Raw genomic sequence first — 19,114 nt, forward strand, 5'->3', positions numbered from 1 at the left:
TCCTTCACTCCCGCCGGGCCCCGCCCTCCCCGCCCCCGTGCGGAGGGCGGGGCCCGGCCCTCCCGGCCGACCGGCCCGGCCGGCCGCCCCTAGGAAGGAGGCTCGGATGGGCAGTTACGTGCTGCGGCGGGTGCTGCAGATGATCCCGGTGTTCTTCGGCGCCACGCTGCTGATCTTCCTGATGGTCTACTCGCTGCCGGGCGACCCGGTGGCGGCGCTCTTCGGCGAGAAGGCCGCCGACCCGGCCACGGTCGCCAGCCTGAAGCACCGGTACTTCCTCGACCAGCCGCTCTGGAAGCAGTACCTGCACTACATGGGGAACCTCTTCCAGGGGGACTTCGGCACCAGCTTCACCGGGCGGTCGGTCGCGGACATCATGAAGGACGCCTTCCCGGTGACGATCCGGCTGGCGCTGATGGCCTTCGTCTTCGAGATGGTCCTGGGCCTCGCGCTCGGCGTGCTCTCGGGGCTGAAGCGCGGCAGCATCGCGGACACCCTGGTGCTGGTCCTGACCCTGGTGGTCATCTCGGTGCCGGTCTTCGTACTGGCGTACATCGCGCAGACGATCTTCGCGACGAACCTGGGCTGGGTCACCCCGACCGTGCAGGACTCCCGCGACCTGTCCCAACTCGCGCTGCCCGCCGTGGTGCTGGGCTCGCTCTCACTCGCGTACGTGGCACGGCTCACCCGGACCTCCATCGGCGAGAACCTGCGGGCCGACTACATCCGCACGGCGGTGGCCAAGGGCCTGCCCCGGCGGACCGTCATCGTGCGCCACCTGCTGCGCAACTCGCTGATCCCGGTGGTCACCTTCCTCGGCACCGACCTCGGCGCGCTGATGGGCGGGGCGATCGTGACCGAGGGCATCTTCAACGTGCAGGGCGTCGGCAACGTCCTGTACCGGGCCATCAACCAGAAGGAGGGCCCGACCGTGGTCGGCATCGTGACCGTCCTGGTGATCGTCTACCTGGTCGCCAGCCTGCTCGTCGATCTGATCTACGCGGTCCTGGACCCGAGGATTCGCTATGCCTGACATCCATGACGAGGACTCGCTCAAACCGAACCCCAAGCCCGGCGTCTCCCACCTCGACTACGCCGGCGAACAGGGCATGGCCGTCGAACAGGAGACCCTGGTCGAGCGGAGCGCCGAGAAGCGCGAGGAGGCCAGGAGCCTCTGGGGCGACGCCTGGCGGGACCTGCGCCGGCGGCCGATCTTCCTGATCTCGGCGGTGCTCATCCTGCTGCTGGTCATCATGGCGATCTTCCCGTACGCGTTCACCGACACCGACCCGCGCAAGGCCGACCTGGTGCACGACTACCTGCGCCGGCCCGACTACGGGGACGTCTTCGGCGGCGGCTGGTTCGGCTACGACGCCCAGGGCCGCTCGATCTTCGCCCGGGTCGTGTACGGTGCCCGGGCCTCGATCACCGTCGGCATCTTCGTCACCGCCGCCGTCACCGTGCTCGGCGGGCTGACCGGCATGGTCGCCGGGTACTTCGGCGGCGCCGTCGACGCGGTGATCTCCCGGATCGTCGACATCTTCTTCGGCATCCCGCTGCTGCTCGGCGCCCTGGTGCTGCTCAACGCCTTCGCCACCCGCACGGTGTGGAGCGTGGTCGTCGCCCTGGGCGTGCTCGGCTGGACGCAGATCGCCCGCGTCATGCGCGGCGCGGTGCTGACCGTCAAGCAGGCGGACTACGTGGTCGCCGGGCGGGCGCTCGGTGCCGGTACGGGCCGGCTGATGTTCCGGCACATCCTGCCGAACGCGATCGCCCCGGTGATCGTCGTCGCCACCATCGCCCTCGGCGGCTACATCGCCACGGAGGCGACGCTGAGCTTCCTCGGCATCGGCCTGCAGGACCCGACCATCTCCTGGGGCATCGACATCTCCTCCGCCCAGAAGGTGATCCGCACGGCCCCGTACGTGCTGTTCTTCCCGGCCGCGGCGCTGTCCGTCACGGTGCTGGCCTTCATCATGCTGGGCGACGCCGTGCGCGACGCCCTCGACCCGAAGCTTCGCTGAGCGAAGGGGAGCGCCTCGTGAGTACAGCTGTGGACAAGACCCCCGGGCGGGAGCGGGGGGCTCCGGACGACGGGCCCCTGCTCGACGTCAGGGACCTGCACGTGGAGTTCGTCACCCGGGACGGCGTGGCCAAGGCCGTCAACGGCGTGAACTACAGCGTCCGGGCGGGGGAGACGCTGGCGGTGCTCGGCGAGTCGGGCTCGGGCAAGTCGGTGACGGCGCAGGCGATCATGGGCATCCTGGACATGCCGCCGGCCCGGATCCCGCGCGGGGAGATCCGCTTCCGCGGCCGGGACATGCTGACGATGGGCAAGGAGGAGCGGCGCAGGATCCGCGGCCGGAAGATCGCGATGATCTTCCAGGACGCGCTCTCGGCGCTCAACCCGGTGCTCAGCGTGGGCTTCCAGCTCGGCGAGATGTTCCGGGTGCACCAGGGCGCCTCGCGGGCCGAGGCCAAGGCCAAGGCCGTCGAGCTGATGGACCGGGTGCGCATCCCGGCGGCCAAGGAGCGGGTGAACGACTACCCGCACCAGTTCTCCGGCGGCATGCGCCAGCGCATCATGATCGCGATGGCCCTGGCGCTGGAACCCGACCTGATCATCGCGGACGAGCCGACCACCGCCCTGGACGTCACCGTGCAGGCCCAGGTCATGGACCTCCTGGCGGAGCTGCAGTCCGAGTTCCACATGGGGCTGATCCTGATCACCCACGACCTGGGGGTGGTCGCCGACGTCGCCGACAAGATCGCGGTGATGTACGCCGGGCGGATCGTCGAGACCGCGCCCGTGCACGAGCTGTACGCGCGGCCGGCACACCCGTACACCCGGGGCCTGCTGGAGTCGATCCCGCGCCTGGACCAGAAGGGCCAGGAGCTCTACGCGATCAAGGGCCTGCCGCCCAACCTGCTGCGGATCCCGCCGGGCTGCGCGTTCAACCCGCGCTGCCCGCGCGCCCAGGACCGCTGCCGGGCGGAGATCCCGGAGCTGTTCCCCGTCGCCGAGGACGACGGGACGCCGCTGGAGGGGCGCGGCAGTGCCTGCTTCTTCTGGAAGGAGACCCTCCATGACCGTTAACGGGGCCAGTGCGCTGGGCGCGACGGTGCCCGAGGAGGCCGTCTTCGCCCAGGAGGTGCCCAAGGGCGAGCCGATCCTCGAGGTCCGCGGCCTGATCAAGCACTTCCCGCTCACCCAGGGCGTGGTGTTCAGGAAGCAGGTCGGGGCGGTGAAGGCCGTCGACGGGGTCGACTTCGACCTGATGCAGGGCGAGACCCTGGGCATCGTCGGCGAGTCCGGCTGCGGGAAGTCCACGCTGGCCAAGGTGCTGATGAACCTGGAGCCGGCCACCGGAGGGTCCGTCCGCTACAAGGGGGAGGAGATCTCCCGGCTGACCGGCAGCGCGCTGAAGGCCGTCCGGCGCAACATCCAGATGGTGTTCCAGGACCCGTACACCTCGCTCAACCCGCGCATGACGGTCGGCGACATCATCGGGGAGCCGTTCGAGATCCACCCCGAGGTGGCGCCCAAGGGCGACCGCCGCAAGGCCGTCCAGGACCTCCTGGACGTGGTCGGGCTCAACCCCGAGTACATCAACCGGTACCCGCACCAGTTCTCCGGCGGGCAGCGCCAGCGCATCGGCATCGCCCGGGGGCTGGCGCTCCGGCCGGAGATCATCATCTGCGACGAGCCGGTCTCCGCCCTGGACGTGTCGGTGCAGGCGCAGGTGATCAACCTGCTGGAGCAGCTGCAGGGGGAGTTCAACCTCTCGTACATGTTCATCGCGCACGACCTCTCGATCGTGCGGCACATCTCCGACCGGGTCGGCGTGATGTACCTGGGGAAGCTGGTCGAGATCGGCAGCGACACCGAGATCTACGACCACGCGACGCACCCCTACACCCAGGCGCTGCTCTCCGCCGTGCCGGTGCCGGACCCGGGCGCGCGGGAGTCGCGGGACCGGATCGTACTCACCGGGGACGTGCCCTCGCCGGCCAACCCGCCCTCGGGGTGCCGGTTCCGGACGCGGTGCTGGAAGGCGCAGGACCGGTGCGCGGTGGAGGTGCCGCTGCTGGCGGTGCCCTCGTGGCTGGAGGGGCGGGCGGCGCACGACTCGGCCTGCCACTTCGCGGCGGAGCGTACGAACGGTGGGGAGAGCGCCGCCGAGTAGGGCGGCCGTTGAATCGAGGAGGGCGCGTTCCCGGATCGGGGGCGCGCCCTTCGCCGTGATGGAACCGAAATCAACCGTGGGCTCGCCAAGTGCGGCCCGCTCCCTGATAGTTGCTCTGCTGGTCGCTCTGCGCCCGGCGACGGTCGGGCCGTGCGGACAAGGGGGCGGGTCATGGACGACGCGGTGCAGGTGGTCGGCGGTGGGCGGGAGCGACTGGTGCCCGGGACGCCGTTGCTGGAGGTCGAGGACCTGCACGTGGAGTTCGTCACCCGGGACGGCGTGGCCAAGGCCGTCAACGGGGTCACCTACTCGGTCGCCGCCGGGGAGACGCTGGCGGTGCTCGGCGAGTCCGGCTCGGGCAAGTCGGTGACGGCGCAGGCGATCATGGGCATCCTGGACATGCCGCCGGGCAGGATCACCGCCGGGCGGATCCTCTTCCGGGGCCAGGACCTGCTCACGATGCCCTCCAGGGACCGCCGTTCCGTCCGGGGCCAGCGGATCGCGATGATCTTCCAGGACGCGCTCTCCGCCCTCAACCCGGTGCTCAGCGTGGGCTACCAGCTCGGCGAGATGTTCCGGGTGCACCAGGGCCTGACCAGGTCGGAGGCCCGGGACAAGGCCGTCGCGCTGATGGACCGCGTCCGCATCCCGGCGGCCCGGCAGCGGGTGGGCGACTACCCGCACCAGTTCTCCGGCGGCATGCGCCAGCGCATCATGATCGCCATGGCGCTCAGCCTCCAGCCCGACCTGATCATCGCGGACGAGCCGACCACTGCCCTGGACGTCACCGTGCAGGCCCAGGTCATGGACCTGCTGGCCGAGCTGCAGTCCGAGTTCCGGATGGGGCTGATCCTCATCACCCACGACCTGGGCGTGGTGGCCGACGTCGCCGACAAGATCGCGGTGATGTACGCCGGGCGGATCGTCGAGACCGCGCCCGTGCGCGACCTGTACGCCCGCCCGGCGCACCCGTACACCCGGGGGCTGCTGGACTCCATCCCGCGCCTGGACCAGAAGGGCCGCAACCTGCACGCGATCAAGGGCCTGCCGCCGAGCCTGCTGAAGCTGCCGGAGGGCTGCGCCTTCCACCCGCGCTGCCCGCGCGCCCAGGACCGCTGCCTGAGCGAAGCGCCGGCGCTGGCGCCGGTGGTGGCCGAGGACGGCCGCGAGCTGCCGGGCCGGCACAGCGCCTGCCACTACTGGCGGGAGACGCTGCGCGGGGCGGAGACCTCTACGTCGTGACCTCTGCTTCGTGACCTCTACGCCGTGACCCCTGCTCCGTGACCTCTCCTGGGTGACCGCTACTTCGTGAAGCCGACGTTCTCCCAGACGATGTCGGACAGCCCCTGCGCGCCGATGTTGGCGAGCTCGGGCTTGGCGCCGTACAGCTGCGGGCGCTGGTAGAGCGGCAGGATGCCCGCCACCTTCCACAGCTCGGCGTCGGCCTGGTTGATCGCCTCGGAGGCGGAGGCCGCGTCGGGCGCGGCGGCGGCCCGGTCGAGGGCGGCGTCGACGGCCGGGCTGCCCGCGCCGACGTGGTTGGTGCCGCCGTTCTGGGCGAAGTTGGAGCGGCTGCCGCTGGCGGGGAACGGGGTGCCCATCAGGGAGTAGGCCGCGATGTCGAAGTCGTTGCGGTTGACGTACTTGTCGAAGAACTCGTTGATGGGGGCCGTCACCGTGGTGACCTTGACGCCGACGTCCTTGAGCATCCTGGTGGCGCTCGCGGCCTCGTTCTGGGCCTGGGTGACGCCGGCCGGGATGACCATGCGCAGGTTCAGCTCGCGGCCGTCCTTCCTCCGGACGTCGCCGTCCACCTTCCAGCCCGCCGCGTCCAGCTTGCGGGCGGCCTCGGCGGGGTCGTAGCGGGCCAGGCCCAGGGAGTTGTCGCGGTAGGCGTTCTGGTTGGCGACCAGCAGGTGGTTGTTGAGCGGGACGGCGGGCCAGTCCAGTCCGCCGAGGTCGGCGCGGATGACGGTGTCCCGGTTGATCGCCTGGAAGACGGCCTGGCGCACCGTCGCGTCGGAGAGCGCGGGGGTGCGGGTGTTGAGGGTGAACTGGCGGAAGTCCGGGCCGCCGGCGCGGCGGACGGCGGCGCCCTTGGTGTTCCGGACGGTCTGGTAACCGGCCACGTCGGGGCCGATGTTGACGAGGTCGATGTCGCCGCGGGCGAAGGCGGCGGGCATGGCGTCGGGCAGCATGACGTGGAAGACGATCCGGTCCAGCATCGGCTTGTCGCCCCACCAGGAGGGGTCGGCGACCAGGCTGACGGTCTGGGTGGTGCGGTCGAGCTTCTCCACCTTGAACGGGCCGGCGGTGACCGGGATCGCGTCCAGGTAGGCGGAGTTGAACTGCTCGGGGGTGGAGAGCAGGGAGGCCGGCATCAGCGGGGCGTTGGCGGCGCCGTTGAACATCGACTGCCACTCGTTGAAGGGGCGGTCGAAGGTCATCACCGCCTGGAAGTCGTCCTTGCCGGGCGCCACGGAGGAGACCAGCTCGAAGCCGGTGCTGCTGGACGGCTTGTAGGCCGGGTCCTTGCCGTTCAGCGCCTTCCAGTTGGCCTCGATGTCGCGCCAGGTGATCGGGGTGCCGTCCGACCAGTGGGCCTTCGGGTTGAGCGTCCAGGTGACCACCTGGCGGCCGTCCTTGACCTCGGCGCGCGCGTCCAGGAGGTAGGCCGGGTTGGCGGTCTGGGTGCCGGCGGAGTCCGAGCGGAAGAAGGTCGGCAGCAGCGGCTTGGTGACGCTGATGGTCGAGGTCTCGCTGCCGTCCGTATGGACCGGCGACCACTGGTGGGAGAACTGCGGGATCGCCAGGTTCAGGGTGCCGCCGCGGCGCAGCTGGGCGCGGTCGTGCGGGTTGATGTCGATCGAGGTGAGCTTCGGCGCGGCGGCCGCGCCCGGCACGGCGTCCCCGCCCCCGCCGCTGCCGTCGCCCTGGCCGGAGGCGCAGGAGCAGAGCGTGAGGGAGAGCGTGACGGCGGTCAGACCGGCGAGCAGCGCCGTCCGGTGGTGCTGGAGGCGGCGGGCCATCGGCGTGCTCCCGGGGTGGTGGTGACGGAAGGTGAGGCGTCACATCTTGCTGACCAGGAGGTGGAGTTGTCGAGTAGTGGGGCCCGTCGTAACCGATCGGATACGACGGGCCCGAACTACCGGAGGTGCGCTCGTCAGGCGACGGTGAACTTGAAGGTGCGGTCCTTGTCGCCGGTCTTGTCGAACAGCGAGCCGACGGCGTCCGCGACGTCCTGCGGGGTGATCGCCGCGCTCTGGCCGTTCTTCTTGACCTTCACCTTGTCGAACACGCCGCCCAGCTGGCCGTTCAGCGCGTCCAGGTCCCACTTGGGCACGATCCTGCCGGAGGCGTCCGGCACGAGGGTGAGGACCTTGGCGGCGGTCTTGGGGCCGAAGTCCCAGGACTTGGCGCCGGCGACGAGGTGGATCTTCCCGCTGGTCACCTGCTTGCCGAGGCCGTCCGCGGCGGCCTGGAGGGCCTGGGTGGAGACCTTGGGCTGGGCGGCCGTCAGGGCGAGCGCGACGGGCTGCTCGGGCTTGCCGGCGGCGCGGTCGCGGTACGCCTGCTCGACGGCGTCCAGGGCGTTGGCCGGGTCGACGGACTGGCCCGCCTTGCCGGGCACCACGACCGGGTCGCCGGTGTCGGAGAACTTGACGTAGCCCTCCTGCAGGCCCTGGCCGGAGCCGGCGGCCAGCGAGTCCAGCGCGGCCTTGAGCTTGGCGCGGTCGACCTTCACCTGGGGGGAGACGGCCTTGTTGCCGCCCTTGATCGACTTGATGACGTCGACCGGGTTGTAGCTGTGCTGGGCGAGGCCGTCCACGGTGGCCGTGGTGTCGAAGCCCAGACCGGCCGCGGTCGGGTCGAGGTCCACGCTCTGGTCGCCGATCTTGAGCTTGAGCGGCAGGGCGCCGGTCTTGCCGATCGACTCGTCCAGCGCGTGGATCGCCTGGTCGCGGCTGTTGCCGCCGATGTCGGTGCCGAGCACGACGGTGCCCTTGGGGACGTCCGACTGGTTGAGCATCAGGCCGGTGCCGTACGCGGCGGCGCCGAGGAACAGCACGGCGCTGAGGGCGTAGACGCCGAGCTTGACGACCTTCTTGCCGCCGCCGCCCTTCTTCTTGCCCTTGTCGCCCTTGGCGGGAGCCTCGGACTTGGGGGCCGCGGGGGCGGGCACCGGGGAGGGCGCGGCTGCCGCGGGGGGCGGGGTCGGGCCGTTCGGGGCGCCCGGGCCGGCCGGGGGTACGGGCAGCGGGAGGGCCTCGGTGGCCTCCGGGTCGGGGCCGTTCGAGTGCGGACGGCCGGCGGCGCCCGGCGGGTTGGGGAACAGCGAGCCGGGGGCGGGGGCCTGGGGGGCGAACGCGTCCTGGCCGGGCTGGCCGGGCTGGCCGGTGCGCTGGGTGCCGAAGGGGTCGGTGCCGGTCGGAGCCGAGGCGAACAGGCCCGGCTGCTGGCGGCCCTCGGCCGGGCGGGGGGCGCCGTTCCGGCCGGGTATCGAGCCGGGCGCGCGGGCGCCGTCGCGGATCGGCTCGAAGCCGTCGACGGAGGTGTCCTCCGGGTCCGGCGCACCGGCCGTGGGGCCCTGCGGGCGGCCCTGGGCGCCCTGGTGGCCCTGTTCGGGCTGGGGGCGGCCGGGGCGGGGTCCGCGCGCGGGGGCGCCGGCGGCGAACGGGTCGGAGCGGTAGACGCCGTCCTCGACCGGGGCCTCGGAGCCGTACGGCGCGGCGGGGGCGCCGGCCTGACGCGGGGCCGGGTGGGGGGCCTTGGCCTGGGCGGGCACCGGACGGCCGCCCGGCCGGGCCTGGCCCGTACCACCGGGGGAGGGGCGGTGGCCGGCGGCCGGGGAAGCCTGGGGGCGCGCCTCGGCGGCGGGCGCGGCCTGGGCCTGCGGCGCGCCGGGGGCGGCCGGGGCGGCGGCCGGCACGGGCTCGCCGGGCTGGGCCTTCTTCTGCCGCGGCCGGAACCAGGCGCCGGTCGACTCGGCCTCGGAGGTCGCGGGCGGGATCGGCGGGATCTGCCACTCCGGCGGCAGGTTCGGCGGCGTGGCCGCGCGGCCGGTCTCGCCCTCCATCACGCCGATGACGGGCGAGGCGGTCGCGGAGCGGTGGCGGGGGCCGCCGGGCTCGGCGGCCGGGGCCTCCTCGGCCGGGGCGTCCTCGTTCTTGACGGTGCTGCGGACGACGACCGGCGGGATCGGGCGCGAGCCGGGGATGTTGATCCGCACCCGGGTCGTCAGCGTGGTCTCGTTCTTGGGACCGTCGTCCTCGCCGCCCGACGCGGCGCCCTGGGCGGCACCGGCCGCGGACCGGTCGCCGTCGAACGGGGTGCCGTAGGGCGGGGTGCCCGACGGGTAGGCGTCCGGACCCGTGCGCCGGGGCGTCGGGTTGGCGTTGTCAGATTCGCGGCTGCTCAATGCTGCTCTGCTCCGGGTTCGCGGGCGGGCCGTGCGGCGCGACCGCGGTTCGTGGTCGCCGGGCCTGGGGTGGGTCTCACAGGTGTTCGCTCAGGCGGGCGGCGGTCGGGTACGACGTTCTGCGGGACCACCATACTGGGAAGAACCGAGCGGCGAACGGCTTCGGACAGATCCTGATACGTCCGAATCCTCCCGTATGAGAGTACGGCCGAACGGTCCTGACTGCGCGTCGCGTGCGGTACCGTACGCGGCCCCGCTCCAGATCAGCGCGGCGGGCCCGGCACCCCCGGGAACCAGCTGGCGCGGGTGGGCAGGGTGGCGCAGATCACGCCCAGTACCGAACCCGCGAACAGCCAGGCCAGGGACGTGGCGTTGGACCAGAGCACGTTGTCGCCCTCCGGTCGGGGGACCATCACCATCAGCATCGCCAGGAACCAGCCGGCCGCCGGGCACGCGGCGCCCAGCCGGGTGCCGGTGATCCGCAGGCCCGCGTAGAAGGTCGCGGCGGTGGCGGCCAGGGCGAGCAGGACCCCCACCGGTGGCCACAATGCCTGCACGAATGCTCCGCACACCGACACCGCGACGCCGAGGGCGAAGAACATCACGTACACCGCGATCCGGGCGGCGCGCGGCGGCTGGGCCTCGGCGAGGCGGTGCTCGCGGGTGCCGAGTACGGCGACCGTCAGCGAGCGGCGCTGCGGGGCGGGGCGGGCCTTGTCGGTCTTGCCGGTCCTGTCGGCCTCGCCGACTCCGGGGACCCTGTCGGCCCTGCCGGTCTTGCCAGTCTTGCCGGTCCTGACAGTCCTGTCGGCGGGCCTGCTCATCGGGCGCTCCCCTCGGTCTGGGCCTCGGCCTCGGCGGGGGCCCCGCTGGACGCCCCGGTGTCCAGGCCCGCGAACAGGTCGTCCTCCGGGGCCGATCCGGCCCGGCCGCGCGCCAACTCGTAGTACTCGGTGGTGAGCAGCGGCTGGCCGAGGTCGTTGGAGAGGGCGAAGGAGTCGCCGTCCACGGTGATCTGGGTGGCGTGCGCGGCCATCGCCGCGGCCTTGCTCCCGGCGTACGCGGAGCCGTCGACGGCGGTGGTGATCCGGGCGTCGTCCACCACCCCGGGGAGGTCGTCGATCGCGGCGACACCGGGGAAGGCCCCCCGGGCGGCCGTCCTCGCGAGCGCGGCCTCGACCACCGTGCGGGGCAGCCGGTTCCAGTACACCTTGGCGATCTGCCAGGCCGGGCCCAGCTCCGGGCGGAACTCCGCGTCCGCGGCCAGCTCGTGGGCGCGCATCGCGACCCGGTGCGCCTGGATGTGGTCAGGGTGGCCGTAGCCGCCGTTCCCGTCGTACGTGACCAGCACCTGCGGCCGCGTCTCGCGGATCACCGCGACCAGGTGGGCGGCCGCCTCGTCGACCCCGGCCCGCCAGAAGCAGCCGGGAACGTCGTTGTCGGGTACGCCCATCATCCCGGAGTCGCGGTAGCGGCCCGGCCCGCCGAGGAAGCGGAAGTCGGTGACGCCGAGGACGCGCATCGCCTCGGTCAGCTCGCCGATCCGGTACGGGCCGAGGGTGTCGTCCCGATCGGCCGTCAGGTGGGCCAGCTCCGGCGGGATCACCTCGCCGCCCTCGCCGAGGGTGCAGGTCACCAGCGTGACCTGCGCGCCCTCGGCGGCGTACCGGGCCATGGTGGCGCCGTTGCCGATCGACTCGTCGTCGGGGTGTGCGTGCACCAGGAGCAGGCGGCGGCCGGTAGTCGCGGTCATGGGAGGAAGCCTAACGACCACGGGTGAGGGGTCAGAGCTTGAGGCCGTTGATCATTCCGGCCAGGTTGCTGGTGACCTGGCTGATGGACGGGGCGATCGAGCTGGACGCCAGGTAGAAGCCGAGCAGCGCGCAGACGATCGCGTGCGCCAGCTTCAGGCCGGAGCGGCGGATCAGCACCACCACGATGATCAGCATCAGCACGACGGCGGAGATGTTCATGGCCATGTCGGCTCGTACCCCTCTCGGGTGCGCCGCCCCGGGGAGGGCGACGGTGGGACCGTACGGAACGCGGGGCCGGGTGACCGGCGGCGGGACGGGCCGACGATCACTCGCTCGACCAGTCATACCCGATGGGTAAGGGGAGCATTACATTCGGTGAGTCCGCGCGCGCCGGGGCGTCGGGGCACTCGCGGAGCGCATGGGCCGGTCGGAGGGTGTTTGCGCCCCTTTGGGGCGTACTCGCGAAGGATGCTCCGAACGAGTGATCAGGACGCCCGCGGTGGTGGGGGTACGGCGTCGTAGGGTCTGGTGCCATGACCTCCCACACCCCTGCGGACACCTTCCCCCGGCAGTACGCGCGGACCCTGCGCTACACCGTCGGCGCGCCCCGGTCGTTCTCCGTCGCACCGGACGGATCGCGGGTCGCCTTCCTTCGCTCGAAGTCCGGCGGCGACAAGGCCAACCTGCTGTGGAGCCTCGACACCGCCACCGGCGAGGAGCGGATCGCCGCCGACCCGGCCGTGCTGCTCGGCGGCGGCGAGGAGGACCTCTCGCCCGCCGAGAAGGCCCGCCGCGAGCGCAGCCGCGAAGGCTCCGCCGGCATCGTCGGCTACGCCCTGGACGCCGCCGGCCGCCTGGCCGCCTTCGCCCTCTCCGGCCGGCTCTTCACCGCCGACCTGACCACCGGCGCCACCGCCGAACTGCCCGCCCGCGGCCCGCTCGTCGACCCGCGCCCCGCGCCGGACGGCAGCGTCGTCGCGTACGCCAACACCGCCGGCGAGCTGCGGATCACCCGCACCGACGGCGGCGGCGACCGGGCGCTCGCCGAGCCGGACGGGCCGAACGTCACCTGGGGGCAGGCCGAGTTCATCGCCCAGGAGGAGATGAGCCGCGACCGCGGCTTCTGGTGGTCCCCCGACAGCCGCCGGCTGCTCGTCGAGCGCGCCGACGACACCCCGGTGCGCCGCTGGTGGATCGCCGACCCGGCCAACCCGCAGAGCGAGCCCGCCGAGGTCGCCTACCCGGCGGCGGGCACCGCCAACGCCGAGGTCGGGCTCTGGGTGTTCGACCTGGACGGCGGGCGCACCGAGGTCGACTGGGACCGTACGGCGTTCCCGTACCTCGCCCGGGTCCACTGGTCCGCCGGCGGGGTGCCGCTGCTGCTCGTCCAGTCCCGCGACCAGCGCACCCAGCGGATCCTGGGCCTCGACGTGGCCACCGGCGCCACCGAGGTGCTGCACGAGGAGAAGGACGAGGTCTGGCTGGAGGTCTTCGACGGCGCCCCGGCCTGGACTCCGGACGGGAAGCTGGTCCGGATCTCCGACGAGGGAGGCATTCGGGCGCTGGTGGTCGGCGACCAGGCCGTCACCGGGGCCGACCTGCACGTGCGGTCCGTCGTCGCCGTGACGGCCGAGGAGGTGTTCTTCTCCGCCTCCGGCGGCGCCGAGGAGACCGACCCCGAGCCCGGCTGGATCGCCGTCGGCCGGATCGGCCACGACGGCAAGCGCCTCGCCTGGGAGTCCACCAACGGCCGCCCGTTCACCTCCGTCACCAGCGCCGTGCACGCGGGCGGGATCACCGTGCGGGCCACCGCCGAGCCGGACCTGCCCGGCAGCCTCGTCCAGGTCGCCCGCGACCTGCCCGAGGGCGTGGTCGTCGACGACGCGGCCGTCATCGCCTCCCACGCCGAGAAGCCGGTCCTCACCGCGCGCCCCGTCTTCCGCTTCGCCGGGGAGCGCCGCATCCCCAGCGCCGTCTTCCTGCCCACCGGCTACGACCGCGAGCGCGACGGGCTGCTGCCCGTCCTCATGGACCCGTACGGCGGCCCGCACGGCCAGCGCGTCGTCCAGGCGCACAACCCGCACCTCAACTCGCAGTGGTTCGCCGACCAGGGCTTCGCCGTCGTCGTCGCGGACGGGCGCGGCACGCCCGGGCGCGGGCCGGCCTGGGAGAAGGCCATCGCCTTCGACTTCGCCGGCGCCACGCTGGACGACCAGGCCGACGCGCTGAAGGCGCTCGCCGAGGAGTTCCCGCTCGACCTCGGCCGGGTCGCCATCCGCGGCTGGTCCTACGGCGGCTACCTCTCCGCGCTCGCCGTGCTGCGCCGCCCCGACGTCTTCCACGCGGCCGTCGCCGGGGCGCCCGTCACGGACTGGGAGCTGTACGACACCCACTACACCGAGCGCTACCTCGGCGACCCGAACGAGCGGCCGGACGTCTACGCCGCCAACTCGCTGAGCGGCTACGCGGCCGGGCTGGAGCGCCCGCTGATGATCATCCACGGCCTCGCCGACGACAACGTGGTGGCCGCCCACACGCTGCGCCTGTCCTCCGCGCTGCTCGCGGCGGGCCGCCCGCACACCGTGCTGCCGCTGTCCGGCGTCACGCACATGACGCCGCAGGAGGAGGTCGCGGAGAACCTGCTGCTGCTCCAGGTCGACTTCGTGAAGCGCGCGCTGGGCATCTGACCAGCGCGTTCGGAGGCCGGTACCCCGTGACCGGGGTACCGGCCTCCGGCATGACATCCGTCATACCGAAGCCACGACGGCCGACACTGCCGCCCGTACCCGCCCGCGCGGGACTCTGAGGTGGTGCGAACAGCACCGATGCGACAGCGACAGGGGAGAGGAGCGGTTCCGATGGTTGCCGAAGTGGCCGCCTTCCGGGGTGTGGGCAAGAGCTACGGGCGGGTGCGGGCCGTGGACGGGCTGGACCTCGTGCTGAGGCCGGGCGAGACCGTCGCCCTGCTCGGGCCGAACGGCGCCGGCAAGTCCACCAGCCTGGATCTGCTGCTCGGCCTGCGCGAGCCCGACCAGGGTGCCGTCACCCTGTTCGGCGGATCGCCGCGGGCCGCGATCGAGGCCGGCCGGGTCGGCGCGATGCTGCAGAGCGGCGGGCTGATGGCCGACGTCAAGGTCCGCGAGATCGTGCGGTTCGCCTGCGACGTGCACCCGCGCGGTCGGTCGGTCACGGGGGTGCTGACCGACGCCGGGATCACGGAGCTCGCGGAGCGCAGGGTCGACAAGCTCTCCGGCGGCCAGGAGCAGCGCGTGCGCTTCGCCCTGGCCATCGCGGGCGACAGCGACCTGATCGTGCTGGACGAGCCCACCACCGGCATGGACGTCAGCGTCCGGCAGGCGTTCTGGGCGAGCATGCGGGCCCAGGCCGACGCCGGTCGCACGGTGCTGTTCGCCACCCACTACCTGGAGGAGGCCGACTCCATCGCCGACCGGGTGCTCGTGCTGCACCGCGGCCGGCTGATCGCCGACGGCACCTCCGCCGAGATCAAGGCCCGGGCCGGCGCCCGCCGGATCACCTTCGAACTCCACGACGGGGACGGGCAGCCGTTCGACGAATCGGTGCTGCGCACCCTCCCCGGGGTGCAGTCCCTGGACGTCACCGCCCGGGTCGCCGGCGTGCGCACCGTCCGCATCCGTACGGCCGACGCCGACGCCGGTGTCGCCGCGCTGTACCGGGCCGGGCTCTACCCGCGCGGCCTGGAGGTCGCCGGGCTGGGCCTGGAACAGGCGTTCCTCACCATCACCGGCGAACTGGACGAGGCCGAGAAGGAGGCCGTGCGATGACCACCCTGATCAAGCTGGAGATCCTGCGGACGCTGCGCAACCGGCGCTATCTGTTCTTCACCATCGCCTACCCGGCGCTGATGTACGTGTTCTTCATCCACGCGTACGGCTCCACCGACCAGGCCGGCGGGCTGCCGGTGAAGACGTACTTCATGGTCTCGATGGCCACCTTCGGGGCCGTCGGCGCGGTGCTCACCGGCAACGCGCAGCGGATCTCGCTGGAACGCAAGAGCGGCTGGGTGCGCCAGCTGCGGCTGACCGCGCTGCCCGGTCGGTCGTACACCGTCAGCAAGATCGCGGCGAGCTCGGTCACCACGCTGCCGTCGATCCTGGTGGTCTTCGCGGTCGGCGCCAGCCAGGGCGTCTCGCTGGGCGTGGCGCAGTGGATCGGGCTCGCGGCCGCGCTGTGGCTGGGCAGCTTCGTCTTCGCGGCGCTCGGCGTGGCCCTCGGGTACGCGGCGGCGCCGGACGCGGTACAGCCGATCGTGATGATCACCTACATGGCGATGGCGCTGCTCGGCGGCACCTGGTTCCCGGTGAGCGGCTCGCTGGAGGGGTTCGCGCAGTTCAACCCGGTGTTCCTCTACAACAAGCTCGCCACCTTCACCCGGCCCGGGCACTCCCTCGACCTGGTCGCGGTCGCCGGGCTGGCCGCCTTCCTCGCCGTGTTCGTCGCCGCCGCGGCGACCCTGTACCGGCGCGACACCCGGCAGGCATGATGATCGACATGAGTGACACGCGCCGCACCGACCTCCCCGACGAGCGGCCGGAGGCGGGTGCGGCGCGCGCCTCGTTCATGAACGTGCCCGGCGGCCCGACGGAGACCAGGCGGCAGCTGCTGGTCAAGATCGCCTGGATGCTGCTGTGGATGCTCTACCTGGCCTACCCGGCGAGCGACCTGATGAATGGGCGGCACAGCCAGGTCGGCCGGGTGCTCGGCTGGTGCTGCCTGGCGGGGTTCGTCGCCGCCTACATCCTGCTGGTGATCTTCCGCTCGCAGGCGGGGATGAGGCCACGGGCCTGCCGGGTGGTCGTCGCGACGATGATCGCGCTCGCCGTCATCGCCTCCTTCGCCCTCGGCGGCGCCTTCCTGACCCTGTTCATCTACGCCTCGGTGTGCGCCGCGATCATCACGCCGACGCGGTACACGGTGCGGGCGCTCGGCGCCATGGCCGCCCTCACCGCCGCGACGGGTCTGGCGATCCACGCCGGCCCGGACAACATCGCCACCTTCGCCCTCAGCGCCTTCCTCTCCGGCATCGCCATGGCGGGCCTGCAGCGGCTCGTCTCCACCATGAAGGAACTGCGCGAGGCCCGCGCCGCCGTCGCCCACCTCGCCGCCTCCGAGGAACGGCTGCGCCTCGCCCGCGACCTGCACGACCTGCTCGGGCACTCGCTCTCCCTGATCACGCTGAAGAGCGAACTGGCCGGGCGGTTCATGGACGCGGGCAAGGACGAGGCGGCGCGGGCACAGGTCGCCGACATCGAACAGGTCGCCCGGCAGTCCCTGATCGACGTCCGCGAAGCCGTCACCGGCTTCCGCCGCCCCACCCTGCCCGTCGAGCTCGCCGCCGCCCGTACGGCCCTGGCCGCCGCCCAGATCCGCCTCGACGCCGCACCCGAACTGGTCGACGCCTGGCCCACCCTCGCCACCGAGGAGGCCGGCGCCCTCGCCTGGGCCCTGCGCGAATCCGTCACCAACATCGTCCGCCACGGCGAGGGCGCCACCGTCTGCACCGTCCGCGCCGACGAGACCTGGGAAGCCGACGGCCGCCGCTACGCCGTCCTCGAGATCACCGACAACGGCCCCGGCCCCGGCAAGTCCCACCCCGGCAACGGCCTCTCCGGCCTCCAGGAACGCCTCACCCTCGTCAACGGCCACCTCACCACCGGCCCCGGCGACCAGGGTCGCGGCTTCCGCCTCCGCGCCGCAGTACCGCTGCGCCCCTCGGCTACCCCGGCGTCGGATGCCCGTCAAGGCGACTCGTTCGGGTGATAGTCGTTGCGTTTGCTTCGAATGCTGCGAATAATTCACTCAACGAGGGAGGTTGCCATGTCGTCTGTCACTGAGGGCCGGAAGATTGCTCCCGGCACTGTCGATGCGGAATCCGCGGCGAGAGCACTGCGCAGAGTCAAGGACTACCTGGCCCACACCGCGCGGCCTGACGAGGACGTGCGGATCCATACCGAGACCAGCGATGAGGTGCTGGTTCTCCCGCGGCAGACGGTCGAGATGTTCGCGGCGATCCTCGCGGCGGTGGCCGGAGGCCAGGGAGTGCAGCTGGTCCCCGTGAACGCTGAGGTGTCGACACAGGTGGCGGCCGAGACACTGAACGTCTCGCGGCCGTATCTGATCGGACTCCTGGAGCGGGGGCAGATCCCGTTCCGGCTGGTCGGCAGGCATCGACGGATCCGGTTCGACGACCTCATCGCCTACCAGCGGGAGGACGACCGACGGCGCAAGGACGCCGCCGATGAGCTCACTCGCCTCGACCAGGAGTTGGGGCTGGACTGACCCATGGCGTTCGTTGTCGTCTACGACGCGTGCGTGTTGTACCCCAACACGCTGCGCGACCTCCTCATTCGCGTGGCACGGGCCGGAATGGTGCAGGCGAAGTGGAGCGAACAGATCCTGGACGAGATGGATCGTGCGCTCGTCACCAAGGTCCCGGACCAGCTCAAACGAGCGCGGTTGCGAGAGCTGATGAATCAGGCGGTACGGGACTGCCTGGTCCGAGGCCACGAGCCGCTCGTCGAGGCGGTGAAACTTCCCGATCCTGGAGACCGGCACGTCCTGGCCGCAGCGATCAAAGCAGGCGCACAAGTGATCGTGACGTTGAACCTGAGGGACTTCCCCGAGAGCTACCTCGAGGAGTGGAACATCGAGGCGAAGTCCCCGGACGACTTCGTGCTGGACCTGATCGGGCTGGATGACCGAGTCGTCTACTCATGCGTCCAGGAGATTGCGGCAGCTCGGCGTAATCCTCCGACGAGCTTCGATGACGTGCTCACCATGCTCGAACGCTCGGGCCTGATCGAGTCGGCGTCGGCCCTGCGCTCAGGGCCGACGCCCATCGCCTGAGGCCAACTGTTCGGCGCGGCGAAGCGAGGAGAGCGGATGACGGCGAACCAGCAGTTCCAGGTGCGGGCGATCGGGTGGGTGGAGTCGCCATTGGCGGACCGGGCGAGTGCGCCCAAGCAGGGCGATGAGGGTGGCCCGGAGGCGTGGCTGGCGTTCGAGCCCTCGGTCGGGCGGGGGCTGCGCGATCTGGCCGTCGGGCAGGAGGTGCTGCTGCTGACCTGGCTCGACCGGGCCGACCGGGAGGTGCTCGCCGTCCACCCGCGGGGGGACCTCTCCCGGCCCGAGACCGGCGTCTTCGCCACCCGATCCCCGGACCGCCCCAACCCCATCGGCCTGCACCGGGTCACCATCCTGGAGGCGGACGGCCTACGGATTCGCGTCAGCGACCTGGAAGCCATCGACGGCACCCCGATCCTGGACGTGAAGCCCGTCCTGCCCCGCAGCGCCGAGCGGTAGTGGGCCGGAGTGGGAAGTCGGCCCGGCCGACTTCCTACTCCGTAGGCTCCGGGGGCGTGCTGTAGCGGGTAGCGGATGCGGCGTTCGTGGACTTGTCGAGGAGGCGGAGCTCCCAGGGGCCGGTGTTCACCTCGAACTCCTTGCCGAAGCCGACCCACTTGCCGCTCATGCGGCGGCCGGTCGGGTCGACCAGGAGTTGTAGGGCGCCCTGGTAGTAGCCGTCCGGTGCGGACTGCTCGGTCCAGGTGCCGGTGACGACGTTGCGGTCGACCGTGAGGTCGAGGGAGAGCGGCGAATCAGGGTTGGACGAGGCGCCCGGGAGTGACCACGCGATGATGCGGTTCCCGTGCTGCGTGAGCAGGACGTGGTGCAGCCCGGTGAAGGTGTACCAATCGGACCGGCGTCCTCATGGA

17 protein-coding genes and 1 pseudogene are annotated in these 19,114 nt (G+C 72.1%); 12 read left to right on the forward strand and 6 right to left on the reverse strand.

Translation table 11 applies throughout. The annotated features are described in order from the left end of the window. The first annotated feature begins 106 nt into the window (after positions 1–106). The 5 genes from ACIBCA_RS05840 (at position 107) to ACIBCA_RS05860 (ending at position 5,429) form a co-directional block, all read left to right on the forward strand. Positions 107–1,033: an ABC transporter permease gene (locus tag ACIBCA_RS05840; RefSeq protein ID WP_396281569.1), complete on the forward strand. Its 927-nt coding sequence runs from the start codon at positions 107–109 to the stop codon at positions 1,031–1,033. Continuing rightward, positions 1,026–2,024 carry an ABC transporter permease gene (locus ACIBCA_RS05845; RefSeq protein ID WP_396281570.1) on the forward strand — a complete coding sequence of 333 codons (999 nt, stop codon included), beginning with the start codon at positions 1,026–1,028 and terminating at the stop codon, positions 2,022–2,024. Before ACIBCA_RS05840 ends, ACIBCA_RS05845 begins: the two co-directional genes overlap by 8 nt. Before the next feature lie 17 nt (positions 2,025–2,041). Continuing rightward, positions 2,042–3,097 carry an ABC transporter ATP-binding protein gene (locus tag ACIBCA_RS05850; RefSeq protein ID WP_396281571.1) on the forward strand — a complete coding sequence of 352 codons (1,056 nt, stop codon included), beginning with the start codon at positions 2,042–2,044 and terminating at the stop codon, positions 3,095–3,097. Then, complete coding sequence (locus tag ACIBCA_RS05855; protein WP_396281572.1) at positions 3,087–4,187, forward strand: ABC transporter ATP-binding protein; 1,101 nt, start codon at positions 3,087–3,089, stop codon at positions 4,185–4,187. Before ACIBCA_RS05850 ends, ACIBCA_RS05855 begins: the two co-directional genes overlap by 11 nt. Before the next feature lie 171 nt (positions 4,188–4,358). Continuing rightward, positions 4,359–5,429: an ABC transporter ATP-binding protein gene (locus ACIBCA_RS05860; RefSeq protein ID WP_396281573.1), complete on the forward strand. Its 1,071-nt coding sequence runs from the start codon at positions 4,359–4,361 to the stop codon at positions 5,427–5,429. A gap of 59 nt (positions 5,430–5,488) precedes the next feature. Here ACIBCA_RS05860 and ACIBCA_RS05865 read toward each other — a convergent pair whose 3' ends face one another. The 5 genes from ACIBCA_RS05865 to ACIBCA_RS05885 all read right to left on the reverse strand — a co-directional run bounded on the left by ACIBCA_RS05865 (position 5,489) and on the right by ACIBCA_RS05885 (position 11,585). Further along, a complete protein-coding gene (locus ACIBCA_RS05865) occupies positions 5,489–7,216 on the reverse strand; it encodes an ABC transporter family substrate-binding protein (RefSeq protein ID WP_396281574.1) in 1,728 nt (575 codons plus the stop codon). 134 nt (positions 7,217–7,350) lie between these two features. After that, complete coding sequence (locus ACIBCA_RS05870; RefSeq protein WP_396281575.1) at positions 7,351–9,606, reverse strand: peptidoglycan binding domain-containing protein; 2,256 nt, start codon at positions 9,604–9,606, stop codon at positions 7,351–7,353. A gap of 263 nt (positions 9,607–9,869) precedes the next feature. Then, positions 9,870–10,430, reverse strand: coding sequence for a DUF6113 family protein (locus tag ACIBCA_RS05875; RefSeq protein ID WP_396281576.1), 561 nt, complete (start codon positions 10,428–10,430; stop codon positions 9,870–9,872). Next, a complete protein-coding gene (mshB, locus tag ACIBCA_RS05880) occupies positions 10,427–11,359 on the reverse strand; it encodes an N-acetyl-1-D-myo-inositol-2-amino-2-deoxy-alpha-D-glucopyranoside deacetylase (RefSeq protein WP_396281577.1) in 933 nt (310 codons plus the stop codon). Before mshB ends, ACIBCA_RS05875 begins: the two co-directional genes overlap by 4 nt. A 31-nt stretch (positions 11,360–11,390) precedes the next feature. Beyond that, complete coding sequence (locus tag ACIBCA_RS05885) at positions 11,391–11,585, reverse strand: DUF2304 family protein (protein WP_031070925.1); 195 nt, start codon at positions 11,583–11,585, stop codon at positions 11,391–11,393. Between the two features lie 308 nt (positions 11,586–11,893). Here ACIBCA_RS05885 and ACIBCA_RS05890 point away from each other — a divergent pair, with 308 nt between their 5' ends. The 7 genes from ACIBCA_RS05890 (at position 11,894) to tsaA (ending at position 18,701) form a co-directional block, all read left to right on the forward strand. Continuing rightward, positions 11,894–14,047, forward strand: coding sequence for a prolyl oligopeptidase family serine peptidase (locus ACIBCA_RS05890; RefSeq protein ID WP_396281578.1), 2,154 nt, complete (start codon positions 11,894–11,896; stop codon positions 14,045–14,047). Positions 14,048–14,218: 171 nt separating this feature from the next. Then, a complete protein-coding gene (locus ACIBCA_RS05895) occupies positions 14,219–15,163 on the forward strand; it encodes an ABC transporter ATP-binding protein (protein ID WP_396281579.1) in 945 nt (314 codons plus the stop codon). Continuing rightward, a complete protein-coding gene (locus ACIBCA_RS05900) occupies positions 15,160–15,882 on the forward strand; it encodes an ABC transporter permease (protein WP_396281580.1) in 723 nt (240 codons plus the stop codon). The genes ACIBCA_RS05895 and ACIBCA_RS05900 overlap by 4 nt, the downstream gene beginning before the upstream one ends. Positions 15,883–15,890: 8 nt before the next feature. Further along, positions 15,891–17,159, forward strand: a complete 1,269-nt coding sequence (locus ACIBCA_RS05905; RefSeq protein WP_396281581.1) for a sensor histidine kinase — start codon at positions 15,891–15,893, stop codon at positions 17,157–17,159. A 57-nt stretch (positions 17,160–17,216) separates the two neighbouring features. Next, positions 17,217–17,678: an excisionase family DNA-binding protein gene (locus ACIBCA_RS05910; protein ID WP_396281582.1), complete on the forward strand. Its 462-nt coding sequence runs from the start codon at positions 17,217–17,219 to the stop codon at positions 17,676–17,678. Positions 17,679–17,681: 3 nt separating this feature from the next. Beyond that, on the forward strand, positions 17,682–18,245 hold the full coding sequence (locus ACIBCA_RS05915; protein WP_396281584.1) for a PIN domain-containing protein: 564 nt from the start codon (positions 17,682–17,684) through the stop codon (positions 18,243–18,245). 36 nt (positions 18,246–18,281) lie between these two features. After that, positions 18,282–18,701 (forward strand): tRNA (N6-threonylcarbamoyladenosine(37)-N6)-methyltransferase TrmO, encoded by a 420-nt coding sequence (gene tsaA, locus ACIBCA_RS05920; RefSeq protein ID WP_396281585.1) that lies wholly within the window; start codon positions 18,282–18,284, stop codon positions 18,699–18,701. Positions 18,702–18,735: 34 nt separating this feature from the next. Here tsaA and ACIBCA_RS05925 read toward each other — a convergent pair. Further along, positions 18,736–19,086 (reverse strand): annotated as a pseudogene (locus ACIBCA_RS05925) (hypothetical protein); the annotation flags it as partial. Positions 19,087–19,114 lie beyond the last annotated feature (28 nt).

The sequence above is a fragment of the Kitasatospora sp. NPDC051170 genome (assembly GCF_044455705.1).
Classification (GTDB): Bacteria; Actinomycetota; Actinomycetes; order Streptomycetales; family Streptomycetaceae; genus Kitasatospora.